14 protein-coding genes and 2 pseudogenes are annotated in these 12650 nt (G+C 68.9%); 11 read left to right on the top strand and 5 right to left on the bottom strand.

Annotated features, from left to right (window positions below; all coding sequences use genetic code 11):
- The first annotated feature begins 7 nt into the window (after positions 1 to 7).
- The 8 genes and pseudogenes from FHS42_RS27415 to FHS42_RS27385 all read left to right on the top strand — a co-directional run bounded on the left by FHS42_RS27415 (position 8) and on the right by FHS42_RS27385 (position 6721).
- On the top strand, positions 8 to 640 hold the full coding sequence (locus tag FHS42_RS27415; RefSeq protein ID WP_184576554.1) for a WhiB family transcriptional regulator: 633 nt from the start codon (positions 8 to 10) through the stop codon (positions 638 to 640).
- A complete protein-coding gene (locus FHS42_RS27410) occupies positions 637 to 2232 on the top strand; it encodes a hypothetical protein (RefSeq protein WP_184576552.1) in 1596 nt (531 codons plus the stop codon). The genes FHS42_RS27415 and FHS42_RS27410 overlap by 4 nt, the downstream gene beginning before the upstream one ends.
- Positions 2229 to 2420, top strand: a complete 192-nt coding sequence (locus FHS42_RS37530; RefSeq protein WP_246495478.1) for a hypothetical protein — start codon at positions 2229 to 2231, stop codon at positions 2418 to 2420. The genes FHS42_RS27410 and FHS42_RS37530 overlap by 4 nt, the downstream gene beginning before the upstream one ends.
- Positions 2421 to 2507: 87 nt before the next feature.
- Entirely contained in the window at positions 2508 to 2744 is a 237-nt protein-coding gene (locus FHS42_RS27405; RefSeq protein WP_184576550.1) for a hypothetical protein, read from the top strand.
- A 263-nt stretch (positions 2745 to 3007) separates the two neighbouring features.
- A complete protein-coding gene (locus tag FHS42_RS27400; protein WP_246495476.1) occupies positions 3008 to 3358 on the top strand; it encodes a plasmid mobilization protein in 351 nt (116 codons plus the stop codon).
- Positions 3355 to 5088, top strand: coding sequence for a relaxase/mobilization nuclease domain-containing protein (locus tag FHS42_RS27395; protein WP_184576548.1), 1734 nt, complete (start codon positions 3355 to 3357; stop codon positions 5086 to 5088). The genes FHS42_RS27400 and FHS42_RS27395 overlap by 4 nt, the downstream gene beginning before the upstream one ends.
- 376 nt (positions 5089 to 5464) lie before the next feature.
- Positions 5465 to 5953, top strand: a complete 489-nt coding sequence (locus tag FHS42_RS27390) for a hypothetical protein (protein ID WP_221476922.1) — start codon at positions 5465 to 5467, stop codon at positions 5951 to 5953.
- Between the two features lie 79 nt (positions 5954 to 6032).
- Positions 6033 to 6721, top strand: a pseudogene (locus tag FHS42_RS27385) (hypothetical protein).
- Between the two features lie 61 nt (positions 6722 to 6782).
- On the opposite strand, the gene FHS42_RS37525 reads toward FHS42_RS27385, so the two are convergent.
- The 4 genes from FHS42_RS37525 to FHS42_RS27370 all read right to left on the bottom strand — a co-directional run bounded on the left by FHS42_RS37525 (position 6783) and on the right by FHS42_RS27370 (position 8920).
- Positions 6783 to 7142 carry a hypothetical protein gene (locus FHS42_RS37525; RefSeq protein WP_246495474.1) on the bottom strand — a complete coding sequence of 120 codons (360 nt, stop codon included), beginning with the start codon at positions 7140 to 7142 and terminating at the stop codon, positions 6783 to 6785.
- Positions 7143 to 7338: 196 nt separating this feature from the next.
- Complete coding sequence (locus tag FHS42_RS27380) at positions 7339 to 8160, bottom strand: SPDY domain-containing protein (RefSeq protein WP_184576544.1); 822 nt, start codon at positions 8158 to 8160, stop codon at positions 7339 to 7341.
- Between the two features lie 15 nt (positions 8161 to 8175).
- Positions 8176 to 8466, bottom strand: a complete 291-nt coding sequence (locus FHS42_RS27375; RefSeq protein WP_184576542.1) for a hypothetical protein — start codon at positions 8464 to 8466, stop codon at positions 8176 to 8178.
- 85 nt (positions 8467 to 8551) lie between these two features.
- Complete coding sequence (locus FHS42_RS27370) at positions 8552 to 8920, bottom strand: SPDY domain-containing protein (RefSeq protein ID WP_184576540.1); 369 nt, start codon at positions 8918 to 8920, stop codon at positions 8552 to 8554.
- A gap of 233 nt (positions 8921 to 9153) precedes the next feature.
- On the opposite strand from FHS42_RS27370, the gene FHS42_RS27365 reads away from it, so the two are divergent.
- Together FHS42_RS27365 and FHS42_RS27360 are read left to right on the top strand one after the other, a co-directional pair.
- Positions 9154 to 9516: a hypothetical protein gene (locus FHS42_RS27365; protein WP_246495472.1), complete on the top strand. Its 363-nt coding sequence runs from the start codon at positions 9154 to 9156 to the stop codon at positions 9514 to 9516.
- Between the two features lie 58 nt (positions 9517 to 9574).
- Positions 9575 to 9715, top strand: a pseudogene (locus FHS42_RS27360) (DUF6192 family protein); the annotation flags it as partial.
- A 422-nt stretch (positions 9716 to 10137) separates the two neighbouring features.
- On the opposite strand, the gene FHS42_RS27355 reads toward FHS42_RS27360, so the two are convergent.
- Positions 10138 to 10380 carry a hypothetical protein gene (locus tag FHS42_RS27355; RefSeq protein ID WP_184576538.1) on the bottom strand — a complete coding sequence of 81 codons (243 nt, stop codon included), beginning with the start codon at positions 10378 to 10380 and terminating at the stop codon, positions 10138 to 10140.
- Between the two features lie 1260 nt (positions 10381 to 11640).
- Here FHS42_RS27355 and FHS42_RS27350 point away from each other — a divergent pair.
- On the top strand, positions 11641 to 12642 hold the full coding sequence (locus FHS42_RS27350) for an esterase/lipase family protein (protein ID WP_184576536.1): 1002 nt from the start codon (positions 11641 to 11643) through the stop codon (positions 12640 to 12642).
- Positions 12643 to 12650 lie beyond the last annotated feature (8 nt).

Raw genomic sequence — 12650 nt, 5'->3', positions numbered from 1 at the left:
GACCCTCTTGCGCCACATCACCACCCACGACGCGCCGGCCATGGGCCTGCGCGGCATCGCAGACACCAGCTGGCACACCCGCGCAGCGTGCCACGGCATGGACGTCGAGGATGCCGACGCCGTGTTCTTCCCCGGCCCCCGGGGCCACGAGGAGATCGCAGAGGCGAAGGAGCTGTGCGGCTGGTGCCCGGTACGCCGCGAGTGCTTGGACTTCGCCCTGGAGAACGTCCTCAAGGAAGGCATCTGGGGCGGCCTCACCGCAGCCGAGCGGCGCCCGCTGCACAACAACCTGCACCAGCGCCTGGACTACCGGCGCGTGACCGCCTTCTTCGCCGGACGCGATGTGCACCTGACCGAGGCCGAGCGGCAGGTCGCCATCGACCACGCCTATGTCCGGGGCTGGCGGCCCGACCGGCTCGCCGCCGCCCTGCAGATCAGCCACAAGCACGCCCGTGACCTGCTCCGCCAGGCCGCCAACAAGGTCTTCGACCGCGACCGCACCTACGGCGTGCCCAGGCCCAAAAAGAAGCGGAAGAAGAACACCCCGGCAGCAGGCAGCCCCGCGCCCGCTACACAGCAGCCGGTAGCCCGCCCGGCAGCGTCGACTCCGGCGCCCGCCCTTCTTGGAAAGGCCGCATGACCCACCCCGTCCTCCCCTTCGGTGCTGCTTCGGACCTCCCTCTCCTCCTGGCCGCCGTCGTGCCCGCCGCCCTCGCGCTCGTGCTGACCACCTGGACCATCCGGCGTCGGGGAACCCGCTCGCAGGAGCGTCTCGGTGGTCCGGCGGTCAAGGTCGCTGCCGTTGCCGCCCTGGGCTGTACTGCCTACAGTGCCGACACCTCTTGGCGCTTCGCCGCCGACTACCTCGATATGGCCGGTACCACCGAGCGGGCAGGCATGTTCGCCGCCGCCGAACTCGCGCTATTTGCCACCGCGCTGATGGCACGGCAAAACCTCGTCGTCCAGGGTGCCCCCGGTCTGCCGGGCACGCTGGTCTGGGTGATCACCGGCGTGCAGGTGATCCCCGCCTACGCCGAGAGCGGCCCCGTCGGCGGCACGGTGCGCGCCTTCGTCGGACCGGTCATGGCGGCGATGCTGTGGCACCTCGCCATGGGCATCGAACTGCGCCTACGTACCCCCGGCGCCGCCTCAAGGGGGCTGATCGCCGTCCTGGGCCGAGAGGCACGCGAAAGGCTGCTGTCCCGCCTTGGCGTCGCCGCGCGAGACCGCGACGCCGCACAGATCACCCGGGACCGAGCGACCACCCGTGCGGTCACCCTCGCCGCCCGCCTCGCCGAGCGCACACCCCAGCAGCAGCGAAACCGCCGAGGCCGACGGCTGACCCGACGCCTGTCGAAGGCGGTCGGCAGGGCCGCGGTCGGCACCGACCCTCTCCAGCGGGCACAGCTGCTCGACCAGCTCGCCGCCCGACGACACGCGCTCGCGCTCGCCACGGTCCCGCTCCCTTCTCCCTGGTCCCCGGCGCACAGCAGCACATCGGCGGCCACGGTCCCCGCGCAGCCGACATCCAATGTGCTGGTCCCCGTCCCCGGTCCTGACGGTCCCAACGAGCCGGTCCCGGACCAAGGACCAATGACTTCTCGGGGACCGGTCCCGCAGGAGGCGCACCCGAAAGCCAAGGTCGGTGCCCGGACCGAGGGCGACAAAACGAGAACGTTCGCGGGGAGCAAGCCCCGTGAAAACGGCGCGGTTGCGGGGACCGGTCCCAGCGATCCAGAAGCTGTAGCGCGCGACGAAGCGGCCAGAAGGACCGACCGCAACGCGCAAGAGTTCCCAGCTCAGAGCCCTATTTTTCGTCAGGGACCGGGCCTCGGGAAGTCGGGGACCGGGAGCACTGAGGAGCGAGGACCGACCGCCACCGAGTCCGGGACCGAGACCACCCAGGAGCAAGGACACAAGGTCCCACTTCGTCGAAAGCCGGCCAGGAGGACCCGGACGAAGAACAAGGACAAGCGTGCCCGGTCCCGCTCTTCGCAGACGCAGCGCCCGGCGCGCGAGCTGGGCGAGTTGGAGCGCCAGCTTGTCCTTGAGGTACGCCCCCATGTTCGTGCCCTGCTCGAACGGGACGGCAACGGAGCGATCACCCGGGTGCAGCTACGCGAGATCATCCGCCGCCAGGGCCTGACGGGCGTCGGGAACGACCGACTCGGCCTCGTCCTCCAGGAGCTGCGGAGCGAGGACGAAACGACGACGAGGAGCGCCGCTCGATGAAGACCTGCCGCCAGTTCGACACCGTCCGCACGGAGTATGAGCGAGAGATCGGTTTCATGCTCGCTCACTCTCAGCGGCACGCGGGCAGGCCGGCAGCGAAGTCCAGTGCGAAGCAGGCTGCCTCGGCGAAGCAGCGGATGGCTCGCGCGCTCAACAGCCACGTCGGGCGTTGCCCCGAGTGCGGCTGAACCGGCAAAAATCCAGCTCAAAGCCCGTGTCCGTAGCGGTGGCCCCGGCTTCACCCCGGTCCACCGCCCCGCTTGAGGCAGTACGCCGTGAATCCACGTTCCCCTCGCCCATTCCAGCCCACCACCGCCGAGGCCGAAGCCTGGGCGGACGTCCTGGTCCGCAGGCAACTCCTACACGCCGTCGTCCGCACGCCGACCGGGCAGTGGCTCGTCCAAGAGCGCCCCAACGGACCCGTCCGCGTCCTTGCCCTGCCAGCCGATGTCCTCGCGCTGACCGCGACCATCCAGCAGCACACCCGTTCCACGAGGCCCGAGTCCCGATGACAAACACACGCAAGAACGGCACTACCCCGAAACCTGCCCCCGACTCCAACTCGGTGATAGGGCGAGCAAGTTGGGGCGGAAGCATAGCTTCCGCCGAACCCGCCCCCCAGGGGGCGGGAGAGGACCTGCACCGGGGGGCGCAGGTCCGTCGGGCTTCGACCGAGGGCGGATCGAAGTCGGGACCGCAGGAGAAGCAGACAAAGCCGCGTGCCCGCCGACAGCGCGCTCGTCAGCGACCACGCCAGCCGCCCGCAAAGAAGCGCTTGCGCCAGCCCGCCACACGATTCAACGAAGACGAGTACGCCCTGATCACATCCGCCGCCGCCCAGTGCAATCTGTCCGTCGCCGGGTTCCTCGCCCGCTCCGCGCTCGCCGCCGCCCGCGACCTCAGCCGCACTAGCGCCGAGATCGCCGACGAACGCGAAGTGATCACAGCCCTGTTCGACAGCCGGCGCCGGCTCGGCTGGGCCGGCAGCAACCTCAACCAGGCAGTCAAAGCACTCAACTCCGGTGCAGAGGTTCCTCACCTCGAAGCGGCCGTCGCCGCCGTACGGCGTGCCGCCGACGCCGCCCACGAGGCCGCCACGCGGCTGATCGAGCACCACGGCCCATGATCCCCAGCGTCAACCTGTCCGGGTCGGACACCAGAGGTCTCCTCTACTACCTCTACGAGACCGGCAAGTACGAGGATCACACCGACCCCCACCTCGTCGCCTCCTTCGACGGCATGTCCCCGGACCCAGGCCGCGATCCGAACGCCACCCTCACCGACCTCCAGCGGCTCTTGGACCAACCGGTGATGGCCCTCGCCAAGCACGCCCGCCCGGCCAAGCACGTCTGGCACACCTCCGTACGCGCCGACCCAGGCGACCGGATTCTGTCGGACGAGGAGTGGGCCGGCATCGCCCGCCGCATTGTCGCCGCCACGGGCATCGACCCGGGTGAGGGACAGTCCGGCTGCCGCTGGGCCGCCGTGCGCCACGCCGACGACCACATCCACATCGTCGCCACGCTCGTCACCGAGGACGGCCACCGCCCCGACGACTACCGCTCCGGCGCCCGCGCCCAGGCCGAAGCCCGGCTCATCGAGAAGGAACTCGGCCTCCGCCAGGTCGCAGCCGGTGATGGCACCGCAGCCAGGCGGCCTACCCGCGCCGAGCGCCACAAGGCCGAGCGGCAGGGTCGCGAGCGCACCGCCCGCGAGGAATTGCGCGAAACCGTACGACGCGCGGTGAGCGGGGCTAGTAGCGACGAGGAGTTCTTCGACCGGCTCGCTGCTGCCGGCCTCCTGATTCGCAAGCGCGCCGCGCCCTCCGGTGACCTGCTCGGATACAAGGTCGCCCTGCCCGACGACCTGAACAAGGACGGCGAGCCCGTGTTCTACCCCGGCGCCCGCTTGGCACCCGACCTGTCGCTGCCCCGCATCCGCGAGCGCTGGTCCAGCGACGCCCAAGCTTCCCCGCAGGAGAATGCGATCAGTACGGGGCAGGGCAGTCCGGCCGCCGCGCGCCGCGGAACGGCCTCGGCCGTGTGGCAGGCCATGCTCGTCTTCGAGCACGGCGAGGACGCGGTCGCCTCCGCCCACATCGCCGCGGCCGGTGAGGTACTGGACGCCCTCGCGAAGACCTCCGCCGCCCACACCCGCCGCGAACTGCGCGACGCCGCTACGGCTTTCGAACGGGCCTCGCGCTCGCACGTCCGCGCCGTACGCGGGCACGATCGCGCCCTGCGGCAGGCCGCCCGCGACCTCGTCCAGGGCGGCCCGGCCCTGGGCCGCGGCGAGGACGGAGCCACCACAGCGATGGCGATCGACATGTTGTTCTTCCTGATCACCGCCGCCGCGCACTGGCACGCCCGCAAGGGCCACGTCCAACAAGCCGAGGCCGCCTCCCGGGCCGCCGAACATCTGCGCACCGCCTACCAGGCCGCCGCCGCACAGCCCCTCGGTGTCCTCTACCAGCGCGGCCGGCGCCTGAGCCGGCCGATGCTCCAGCGGCAGACCGTGCTGCTGCGCGAGGCCCTGCCGGATCTGGCTGAGCAGATCCTCGCCGAGCCCGGCTGGTACGCCCTGGCCGCCACCGTCGCGGAAGTCGAAGCCGCCGGCCACGACCCGGCCGCTTTGCTGTCCGACGTTGCCGCACGGCGCGAACTTGGCACCGCAGGCTCCGTCAGCGACGTGCTCGTGTGGCGGATGCGGCGAGCCGCAGACCTGCCAGCCGACGCCTCCCACCTGTCCGAGACCAGCACCGCGGGGAAGCGTTCCGCGACGCGCGGGACGACCACCACGCCCTCCGCCCCCGGCACGCGGCGCAGCGGTGAGGAGACCTCGCGCCAGAGCCGGTAAGCGCGCCGGATGCCAGCACTCGCCCTCAGCGCCACCGCTCCACCAGCGATCCACAGCATGGTCGTGCGCCACACCGGATCTCGGTGGTGGGCCAGGTCCGATGTGGCGCCTGTCGGCGTCCGTGCACCCACAGGACGGACGGGTATGGCGCAGGCGGGGGTGAGTCGAGCCAGCAGGCGCCGCGCAGTTGGGCGGTCAAGCTGGAGACGATCACATGTGGTCGGGCACACCGTGGCAACGTCGCCGCGCGGCACCGATACGCGCATCGTGGCCAACTCGTCATTGGGGCAACCGAGAAGCCGATCGTCCCTGCTGGCCTGACCGAAAGCACTGTGGACTTTGTGAATTGAGACCGCCGAAGGTGTGGGGCACGATCATGAAGCGCGCAGGACGAGGTGACGAGGTAGAGGAGGACGCCAGGGTGTTTCACCGGATACGCCGCCGGGCCAAGGAGCCAAGCGAAGCTCAGCGGCAGTTCGCCGAGTTGCACGCACAGCTGCAGGGCCAGGTACCGCCCGGCTTCGGGGTGCCGGCGCCTGAGCCGGAGCCCGCCGCCCCGGTGGACGTCGTGGACGACTTCCTTCCGCCGGAACTGCGCGTACCGAGCCACGACCAAGTCGACGGCAAGATGATGCCCTGGGCGCAGCCACTCGTCCTGGACGGTGAGATGGTCGCCTGTGTCGAGTGCGGCGCCTACCGGGACTGGCTCATCCTCTCCACCCGCGGCGAGATCTGGTTGCGCTGCCGGGCAGGCCACCAGCAGCAGGAGACCCGCATCGACACCGCCTGGTACAACCGGCACTCCGCGCCGGCGGACGCGACGCACGCCACGTTCGAGGACTGCCTGCGCCACCTCGGGCACTGACCACCACTCCTACGACCCCACCGGGCCCACGGGCCCGCGCTGACCACCCGTCGCCTAGCACCAAGGGGTCAGTTCCGTCATGCGCGTTCGCGTCGCCACCACCGCCCTCGGCATCACCTCCGCCCTCCTCGCCCTGCCCGCCTGCTCCACCGAATCTGCCGGGGACCAGCACCCTTCCGCGGCCCGGGCGGGAACGCCGTCCGGCAGCGTCCAGGAGACGGCCGTGCTCTCCTCGTCCGCGCTTGAGTCCCGCCTGCTCGACCCGAGCGACCTCGGCAGCGGCTACCTGCCCGAGCCGGAGCGCCCGGCCCAGCATGACGACGTCACCGTCCTCGGCTGCCCGGCCCTGAGCGAGCTGGGCGGCGACGCGGCGACCGGCGGCCCGCTCGCCTTCCCGCGCAGGGCGAAGGCGGACTTTACCTACGGCGGCACCTCCTCGGCGATCTCCGAGGAGCTGTACAGCGACAGCGCGAAGAAGCTCTCCGACGGCACCGGCAGGATCTTCGACGCCATGACCGGCTGCCCGACCTATCAGGTCATCTCCGGCGGCACCCTGGTAGACGTCACCTCGCAGAAGCTGACGGCTCCCGACGCCGGCGGTGACCAGCAGTGGAGCCAGCTCCTGACGTTCACCGCCGCGGGGCGAAGCAGCGTGGTCAAGCAGACCGCGGTCCGCGACGGCAACCTGCTGGTGGTCGTCTCCGGCTTCCCCGCCCTCGTCGACCGCCACCTCGACAGGCCCTCGCCAAGGCCACGGCAACGAGCTGATCCCGCACGCCCGCAACCTGCGATGCTGCCCTCGACCGCCATGGTCGGGGGCAGCATCGCGTTATTGGCTGATGCGCTGCGCGGCGCGAGCGGCTTGGCCCGGCACCCAGGCATGGACCTGGTTTGGCTGGACGTAGAGCACGTTCGGGTTGTGACTGTGCGGCCCGTAGCCGCTGGACGCGTTCACGAGCAGGTACGCACCCGCTGGAACGTGCCAGTCCCAGAACCAGGCGTCCTGCTGCCGCCCGGTGTCGCACCAGGTCACGACGGCCTTTGAGCCACGGCGTCCGTGCTGGTAGACCCGCGTGATCTGGAGGAGTTGCCCTTGGCCGGAGCCGCGGTGCTGCTGGAATGCCTGCCACTGCGCCGCGAGGGCAACCGTGCGCTTGCGGCGTGAACGGACCGTCGACGCGATCGTCACGGCGACGATGAGAGCAATGACCAAAAAGGCGCCAACGCTGGGGTGTATTGCCGCATCCTGCATCGTTCCGTCACGGGTCGGCAAACCCTCCTGGGCGTTGAAGACTCAACGGCTGCTACCCGGGAAGCAAGAAAGTCCGGCACCCCTCAACCTCGGGGGTGCCGGACTGCGATCGTCGAGGGACACGTGCGGGACGCTAGGTGGCGGGCGCGCGCAAAAGGCGCTCCTGGGTAGCCTCGGGCAGTACCCGCCGCAGGACCGGTGCGGTCGAGCTGAGGGAGGCCGCGAAGGTGGCGACGAGATCGTGCGGGATGCTGGCGGCGAACGATGCCGCCCACAGATACGGTGCGCCGAGCACGGGCTCGGCCCACGCCTGCCATCCGGCCAGCCCCCTCTCATCCTCCTCGGCGATGAGGGCACGCGGGTCGGCGTCCTGGATGAGGGGCGGGACCTCGCCGAGGCTGATGTGCGAGGTGAATGTCGGGTCCGTCGCTGCCACTTGGGGTTGGTCGGTGTCGCGGAACCATCCGTGGGCGCAGACGGCATCGAGGACCAGCTCGGGACCGGCGTACAGCACGGCGGGCTGGTCGCTCGCGTCGAGCGCGAGGAGAAAGTCGGCGACCGCCTCGCCCGGGACGTCGCGGGTGAAGTAGGCCGACCACTGGGCGAGCGGGCTGCTCGCCTCGGCCCGGGCGGAGACCTGCCAGGCGATCGGCAGCTCGCCGAGGTGGAACGGCTCATCCGCCAGGCACCACTGGGCCCAGCGCAGTGCGTCGGGGCTGATGTGCAGGACGGTGCTGCGCAGGACCTGGCAGTCCTCCGGTGCCTCGTGGGGCTCATGCCGTCCGCGCACGATCGTCAGGCTCGTCCAACCCAGGCCGGCCAGCGTGTCGGCGACCACGTCGTAGAGGCACCCGTCGTCACCGGCCAGGTGCCGGGGACCGACCCAGAACGCGGGCTGGCCGCCGCACGGGGTGGACGAGTCGGGCGGGAAGTCGGGGTACAGGGGCGCCTCCAAAGGCTCGGTGCGTATCTAGTTGCCGCCGGCACGGCGGCGGGGGCGGCGCGGAGGTGCATAAACGGTCCCCTGCCACGTCAACTCGATGGCGACCTCCGGTGGCAGGTGACCGAGCTGTGCGTCCTCGTCCCGCCCTTCGGCGAGGTAGACGACGGTCCGGCCGGTCTCGTCCACCGACTGCAGGACCCGCTCCAAGCGGTGGGCCATCGGGAAGAACGGGTTCATGGCCTGGCGGACCGGAGCGTTCGGGTCACAGGCGGACAACAGGTCGATGAGATCGCCGACGGTCATCTCCGGGAACGTCACGAACAACCTCCTGGGGAGCGGGAAACGGGTGTGTGGGAGCGGACCGCCGTTCGGGCGGCCAGCTCGCTGAATGCAGGCACGGCCTCTACGGTGTCCGCGCTGTCAAAGACGGTGCGAGATCTCCAGCACGCGCGACGGCGGCGGCGACGATGTCGGCCGGCGTCTGGGTGTCGAACGACAGGTGGTAGCCGCGGACTCTGGCGGTGCCGGTGACGGTGATCTTCCATCCCTCGCCGTCCGTGCCGGGGCGGCCGAGCGGGAACCAGCCGAGGTAGAAGCGGCCGTCCTTGCTGCTGACGTGCACGTCCGCGCGGTCATCGACGATCAGGTGGAAGTCCTCGGCGGAGAACTGGTCCATCACCAGGGTCGGCTGGCCGGGACCGAGCTGCCACTCCCGCAGTCGCAGGGCTTCGACGGTGGTGGAGAAACCGGGGCCCGCAGGGGCTACGGTCACGGGCAATTACCTCTCTGACCTGGGGTTTCTTGCAAGGTCGTCTACGTTGACATGACCTCGCACCCGTTGGCCAGTCTTTCCGCGGCCTTTCCTATCTGCCCCGGGCGAACTGCCCGAGCATCACCACCTCGGAAGCGCGCCATTCAGATGGCCGGGACGCCCCCGCCGGGGCCAAACAGACGGCTCGGTACACGGCACCGGGAGCGGCCCGGGGCCGTGCCAGAGTGATCCGCATGATCCCCGCACGAGTCCCCGACGAGCCGCTGCTGACTTACGCCGACAGCTTCGACATACCGGTCCTGTTCCGTAGCGGGCCCACGAAGAGCCCCGGTAGCAGTGGCGGACGGCCAAGCACACGGCGTGGACCGGATCGGACGGGTTCCCGGCGGCCGACGGCCGGTACGCGCCGACCACCACGGGAGATCATCAAGGCCGCCACCGAAGTCGGCCGCGACGTCACCCCGGACCTGCAGAACCAGCCGCGCTACGCCCATGGGGAACTCGTCGCCCGGGTCTCCCCGCTGTACGCCTACCTCGGCGCGCACCCCGTGACGCCCCGGCAGCCCGCGGACGGCGCGAAGGGGGCCGACGTCTGACCTGGAACCCGGTCCACGCGCACGGCACCGAGCGCAGCGCCAAAGTCGCCGCCGGTAGGTGGAGTTCTTGGACCTGGTCACCGCCTCCCACGCGTTCGTCGCGGCTGTCGGTCGGGGTGTCCCGGGCATGCGCGACCGCCAGCCCGGCGACGACGAGCGGGCCATCGTGCACGAGAACGTCGCCCGCGTTCGGGCGACGTTCTCTGAACTATCGATCGGCGCCTGATCAGCCGTCCGCAGATGGTTTGTTCGCCTCCTCCGTGCGTACGGCGATCTGGCCGAAGGTCGGCATGTCGGGGTCGACGGCGGTGGATCGGCGGGCTGTTTCGGCATCGAGTTGGGCCAGCTCTCCTGGGCACCGGTGAGGCTGACCTGCAAACCGCCCATTTCGCCCAGCCAGCCTTCGCGCTCGGCCTCGGCGATCCGCGCGATGAGGTTGTCGCGGATCTCGACGAGCCGCGCTCGTTGTGCTGGGCCCGGTGCGGGGATGGGGCGCGGGTCTGCGCCGCCGGCGCGCTCCTGCAGGTGCGGTCGGCGCGGCCCGGGAGGCACTGGGCGGTGGCGGCCGGATGCGGGTCAGCGCACCGATGGTGCGCACGCTGTAGAGGCGCAGCATCTCGGTCAGGAGGCGGCGGCCGATGCCGTGCAGGACGTCGATGGGCAATGGGTGCAGGAGGCGGCGACGGCGGCCGGGTCGTTCGGCACCAGGCGGATGCTGGTGCGTGGCGTGCGGGCAGAGGCGGTGGCGGCCAGCTTCCAGTTGGGGGCGACTTCCAGGCGTGCGTCGATGCCCAGGTGCGCGATGGCCCGCAGCCGGATGACGGCGGCCAGCTCGGGCGGGGTGCGGCGGTGCAGCCGCAGCACCCCGCTCTTTAGGCAGAGTCTGCTGTCTCAGCCGGGAACCCGTCGCACACGCGTGTTCATCCGACCGGGGGCGGCCGGGCCCGGTGTTCCAAGGCGCCAGCCCTGAAGCAGACCGTCGAACGCCGTGGCCTGGGTCGGGTCGTGGACGCCGGGGCAGGAGGTTGCCGGCGTAGGCGGCATCCGCCCAGATCTGGGTGATCTGGGGATGGGTAACTGAGCGTTTCGAAGTCGATGCGCGGCCAGCCGACTACCCCGCGCTGGAGCAACATACGTGGCGAGCTGAAGGGCGACTGTTCGGGTGAAGCTTCGGGCCTAGCAGCTTTTACAGGACTTGACCTGGCCGTATGCCGTCGCGCCGGGGCGCGTGTACACCTGTTTGGGGGGCTTGTACGCACCAGTATCAGGCGAAGGCTGGCCAGAGCCGCTGTAGTGAGAGCGAACGTACGGTCCAGCGGTCGGACAGACCGTCAAAGGTGCCGCGACATCCTTTCTCACGAAGGGGTTGCCGTGCGCGATGGCCGTTGGCCGTGGCTGTCAGTTTCCGGTAGCCACTGCTGCGGTCCAGACGAGAGGCGCGGTAGATCGCGTGCCAGCCACTCACACTGCCCCCGCTGTCGGACAACCGGCCCGGTGCGGACAACTCGTGGCAGTACAGGTACGCCCTGTGAGTCTGGCCTGGTGCGGCCTGCCGCCTGTGACGAAAGAGCCCAGCGGAACGGGGGTAAAGGCACAGGCATGCGGAAAAGAACGAAACCCAAGTAAGGGGCTCCGGACGTAGCAAGCTGCGGATACCCGTACATCAAGCCCGGGTATCGAAGCGGCAACACGCCGAAAGAAGGAGACGTGCAAGGATTTCTGCACCCTAACTTCGTCTGGCAGCGCGCCCTCGGCTACTGCCTTCGGGAAACCGCTAAGCAGTTCCGAGGAAACCACGCCTGCACTGCAAAATCCGGGATCTAGCCCTTCGAGGTGACCGTAGGGTAAGGAAGCTCGGGGGGCTTGGCGGGGGATTCAGAGTGGCTCTGTGCTGAACACGCACGAAAGGACCTCGCCATGGCCATGACAGTTAACCGGCGAGCCGCACTCATCGGCTGCGCCGTAGCTCTTTCATTGCAGGCATCATGCACGGCCACACCCTCCCGCAATCAAAGTTCCCGTGCCGCATCCGACGCTAAGGGTGACATCACCGTCACCTATGAAGGTCAGCGCTTCTGTGTAGGCGGCGCCGGGTACGTAGCGGGCCCCGATAAGTGCGAAGACATGCCCGACCAGAAGTTCTGGACATACACCAGCGACAGAAAGCTCAAGTTCAACGCCCCCGACAGTAAGTGGAACGGAAGGTGCCTGATAAGAGGAAAGGAATACAACGGGGCGTATGCGACCATGATGGAACCCTGCAACCATAAAGATGTGCTCACCTGGAGTGTCAATGGAAACAGCGACGTCTACACCACCGTCAACGGAAATGAGTACTACATGTTCCTGTGGGGGGCACTCAACGCCCGGGCAATCCAGATACGCAAGGGCCAGCCTAATGCGAAGTGGGTGCCATACGGGGTATCTCGCGAACGCCATGCACGTCCCGTTGTATTCGTTCACGGGTACAAAGGCGACAACAACGGCTGGGGTGATCTCAAGCAAAAACTCAAGAACGATAAGCACTACAAAGACAGCGACTTCGTGAACTACGATTACGGAAGCGGGTTCCCATACCCCGGCAAGGGAATCGCCGCTCATTCGGAGGACTTCCAACAATGGGTCTACGGGAAATTTTCAGGACGGCGAATCGATGTCGTCACCCACTCGATGGGGTCCCTCGTCTCCCGCTACGCCATCAGATGGAAGGGCGTGGATCAGAAGGTGGACAAATTCATCTCGTACGGGGGTCCGAACCACGGCGCAACAAACTGGTCGGCGCTGTGCCCCAAGGGGTGCCCCTTGGAGATCGAAGACATGAAGCCCAACTCGCGGTTTATCAACGGCCTCAACGGCAAGAAGGGTAATGAAACCTGGCCGATTACCTACATGACTATCGCGGCCAAACGCGATGAACTCGTCCCCCCAGATCGCGTCGCAATCAGCGGTAGCAACGTCCGAGGGAATTACGTGGTCGACGATACCGGCCGAAGGCGGGGACTGGATTTTCCCCACCATGAAGGCGTCAAACAGTCAGCAGCTGCGATGAAGTACACCCTTCCCTTCTTGGCCGAAGGGAACCGTTTGACCAACTGCGGACCGCGCCTAAAGCCGGGGCCTTGCTGAGCTCTGTA

This window comes from Streptomyces zagrosensis (assembly GCF_014203645.1).
Lineage (GTDB): Bacteria > Actinomycetota > Actinomycetes > Streptomycetales > Streptomycetaceae > Streptomyces > Streptomyces zagrosensis.
This window is presented reverse-complemented; position numbering and strand designations above follow the sequence as displayed.

Excerpts from the sequence above, each read along its gene's own strand:
- FHS42_RS27410 (WP_184576552.1), top strand. The coding sequence starts at position 637 with ATGACCCACCCCGTCCTCCCCTTCGGTGCTGCTTCGGACCTCCCTCTC.
- FHS42_RS37530 (WP_246495478.1), top strand. The coding sequence starts at position 2,229 with ATGAAGACCTGCCGCCAGTTCGACACCGTCCGCACGGAGTATGAGCGA.
- FHS42_RS27395 (WP_184576548.1), top strand. The coding sequence starts at position 3,355 with ATGATCCCCAGCGTCAACCTGTCCGGGTCGGACACCAGAGGTCTCCTC.
- FHS42_RS27390 (WP_221476922.1), top strand. The coding sequence starts at position 5,465 with ATGAAGCGCGCAGGACGAGGTGACGAGGTAGAGGAGGACGCCAGGGTG.
- FHS42_RS27365 (WP_246495472.1), top strand. The coding sequence starts at position 9,154 with ATGATCCCCGCACGAGTCCCCGACGAGCCGCTGCTGACTTACGCCGAC.
- FHS42_RS27350 (WP_184576536.1), top strand. The coding sequence starts at position 11,641 with ATGCCCGACCAGAAGTTCTGGACATACACCAGCGACAGAAAGCTCAAG.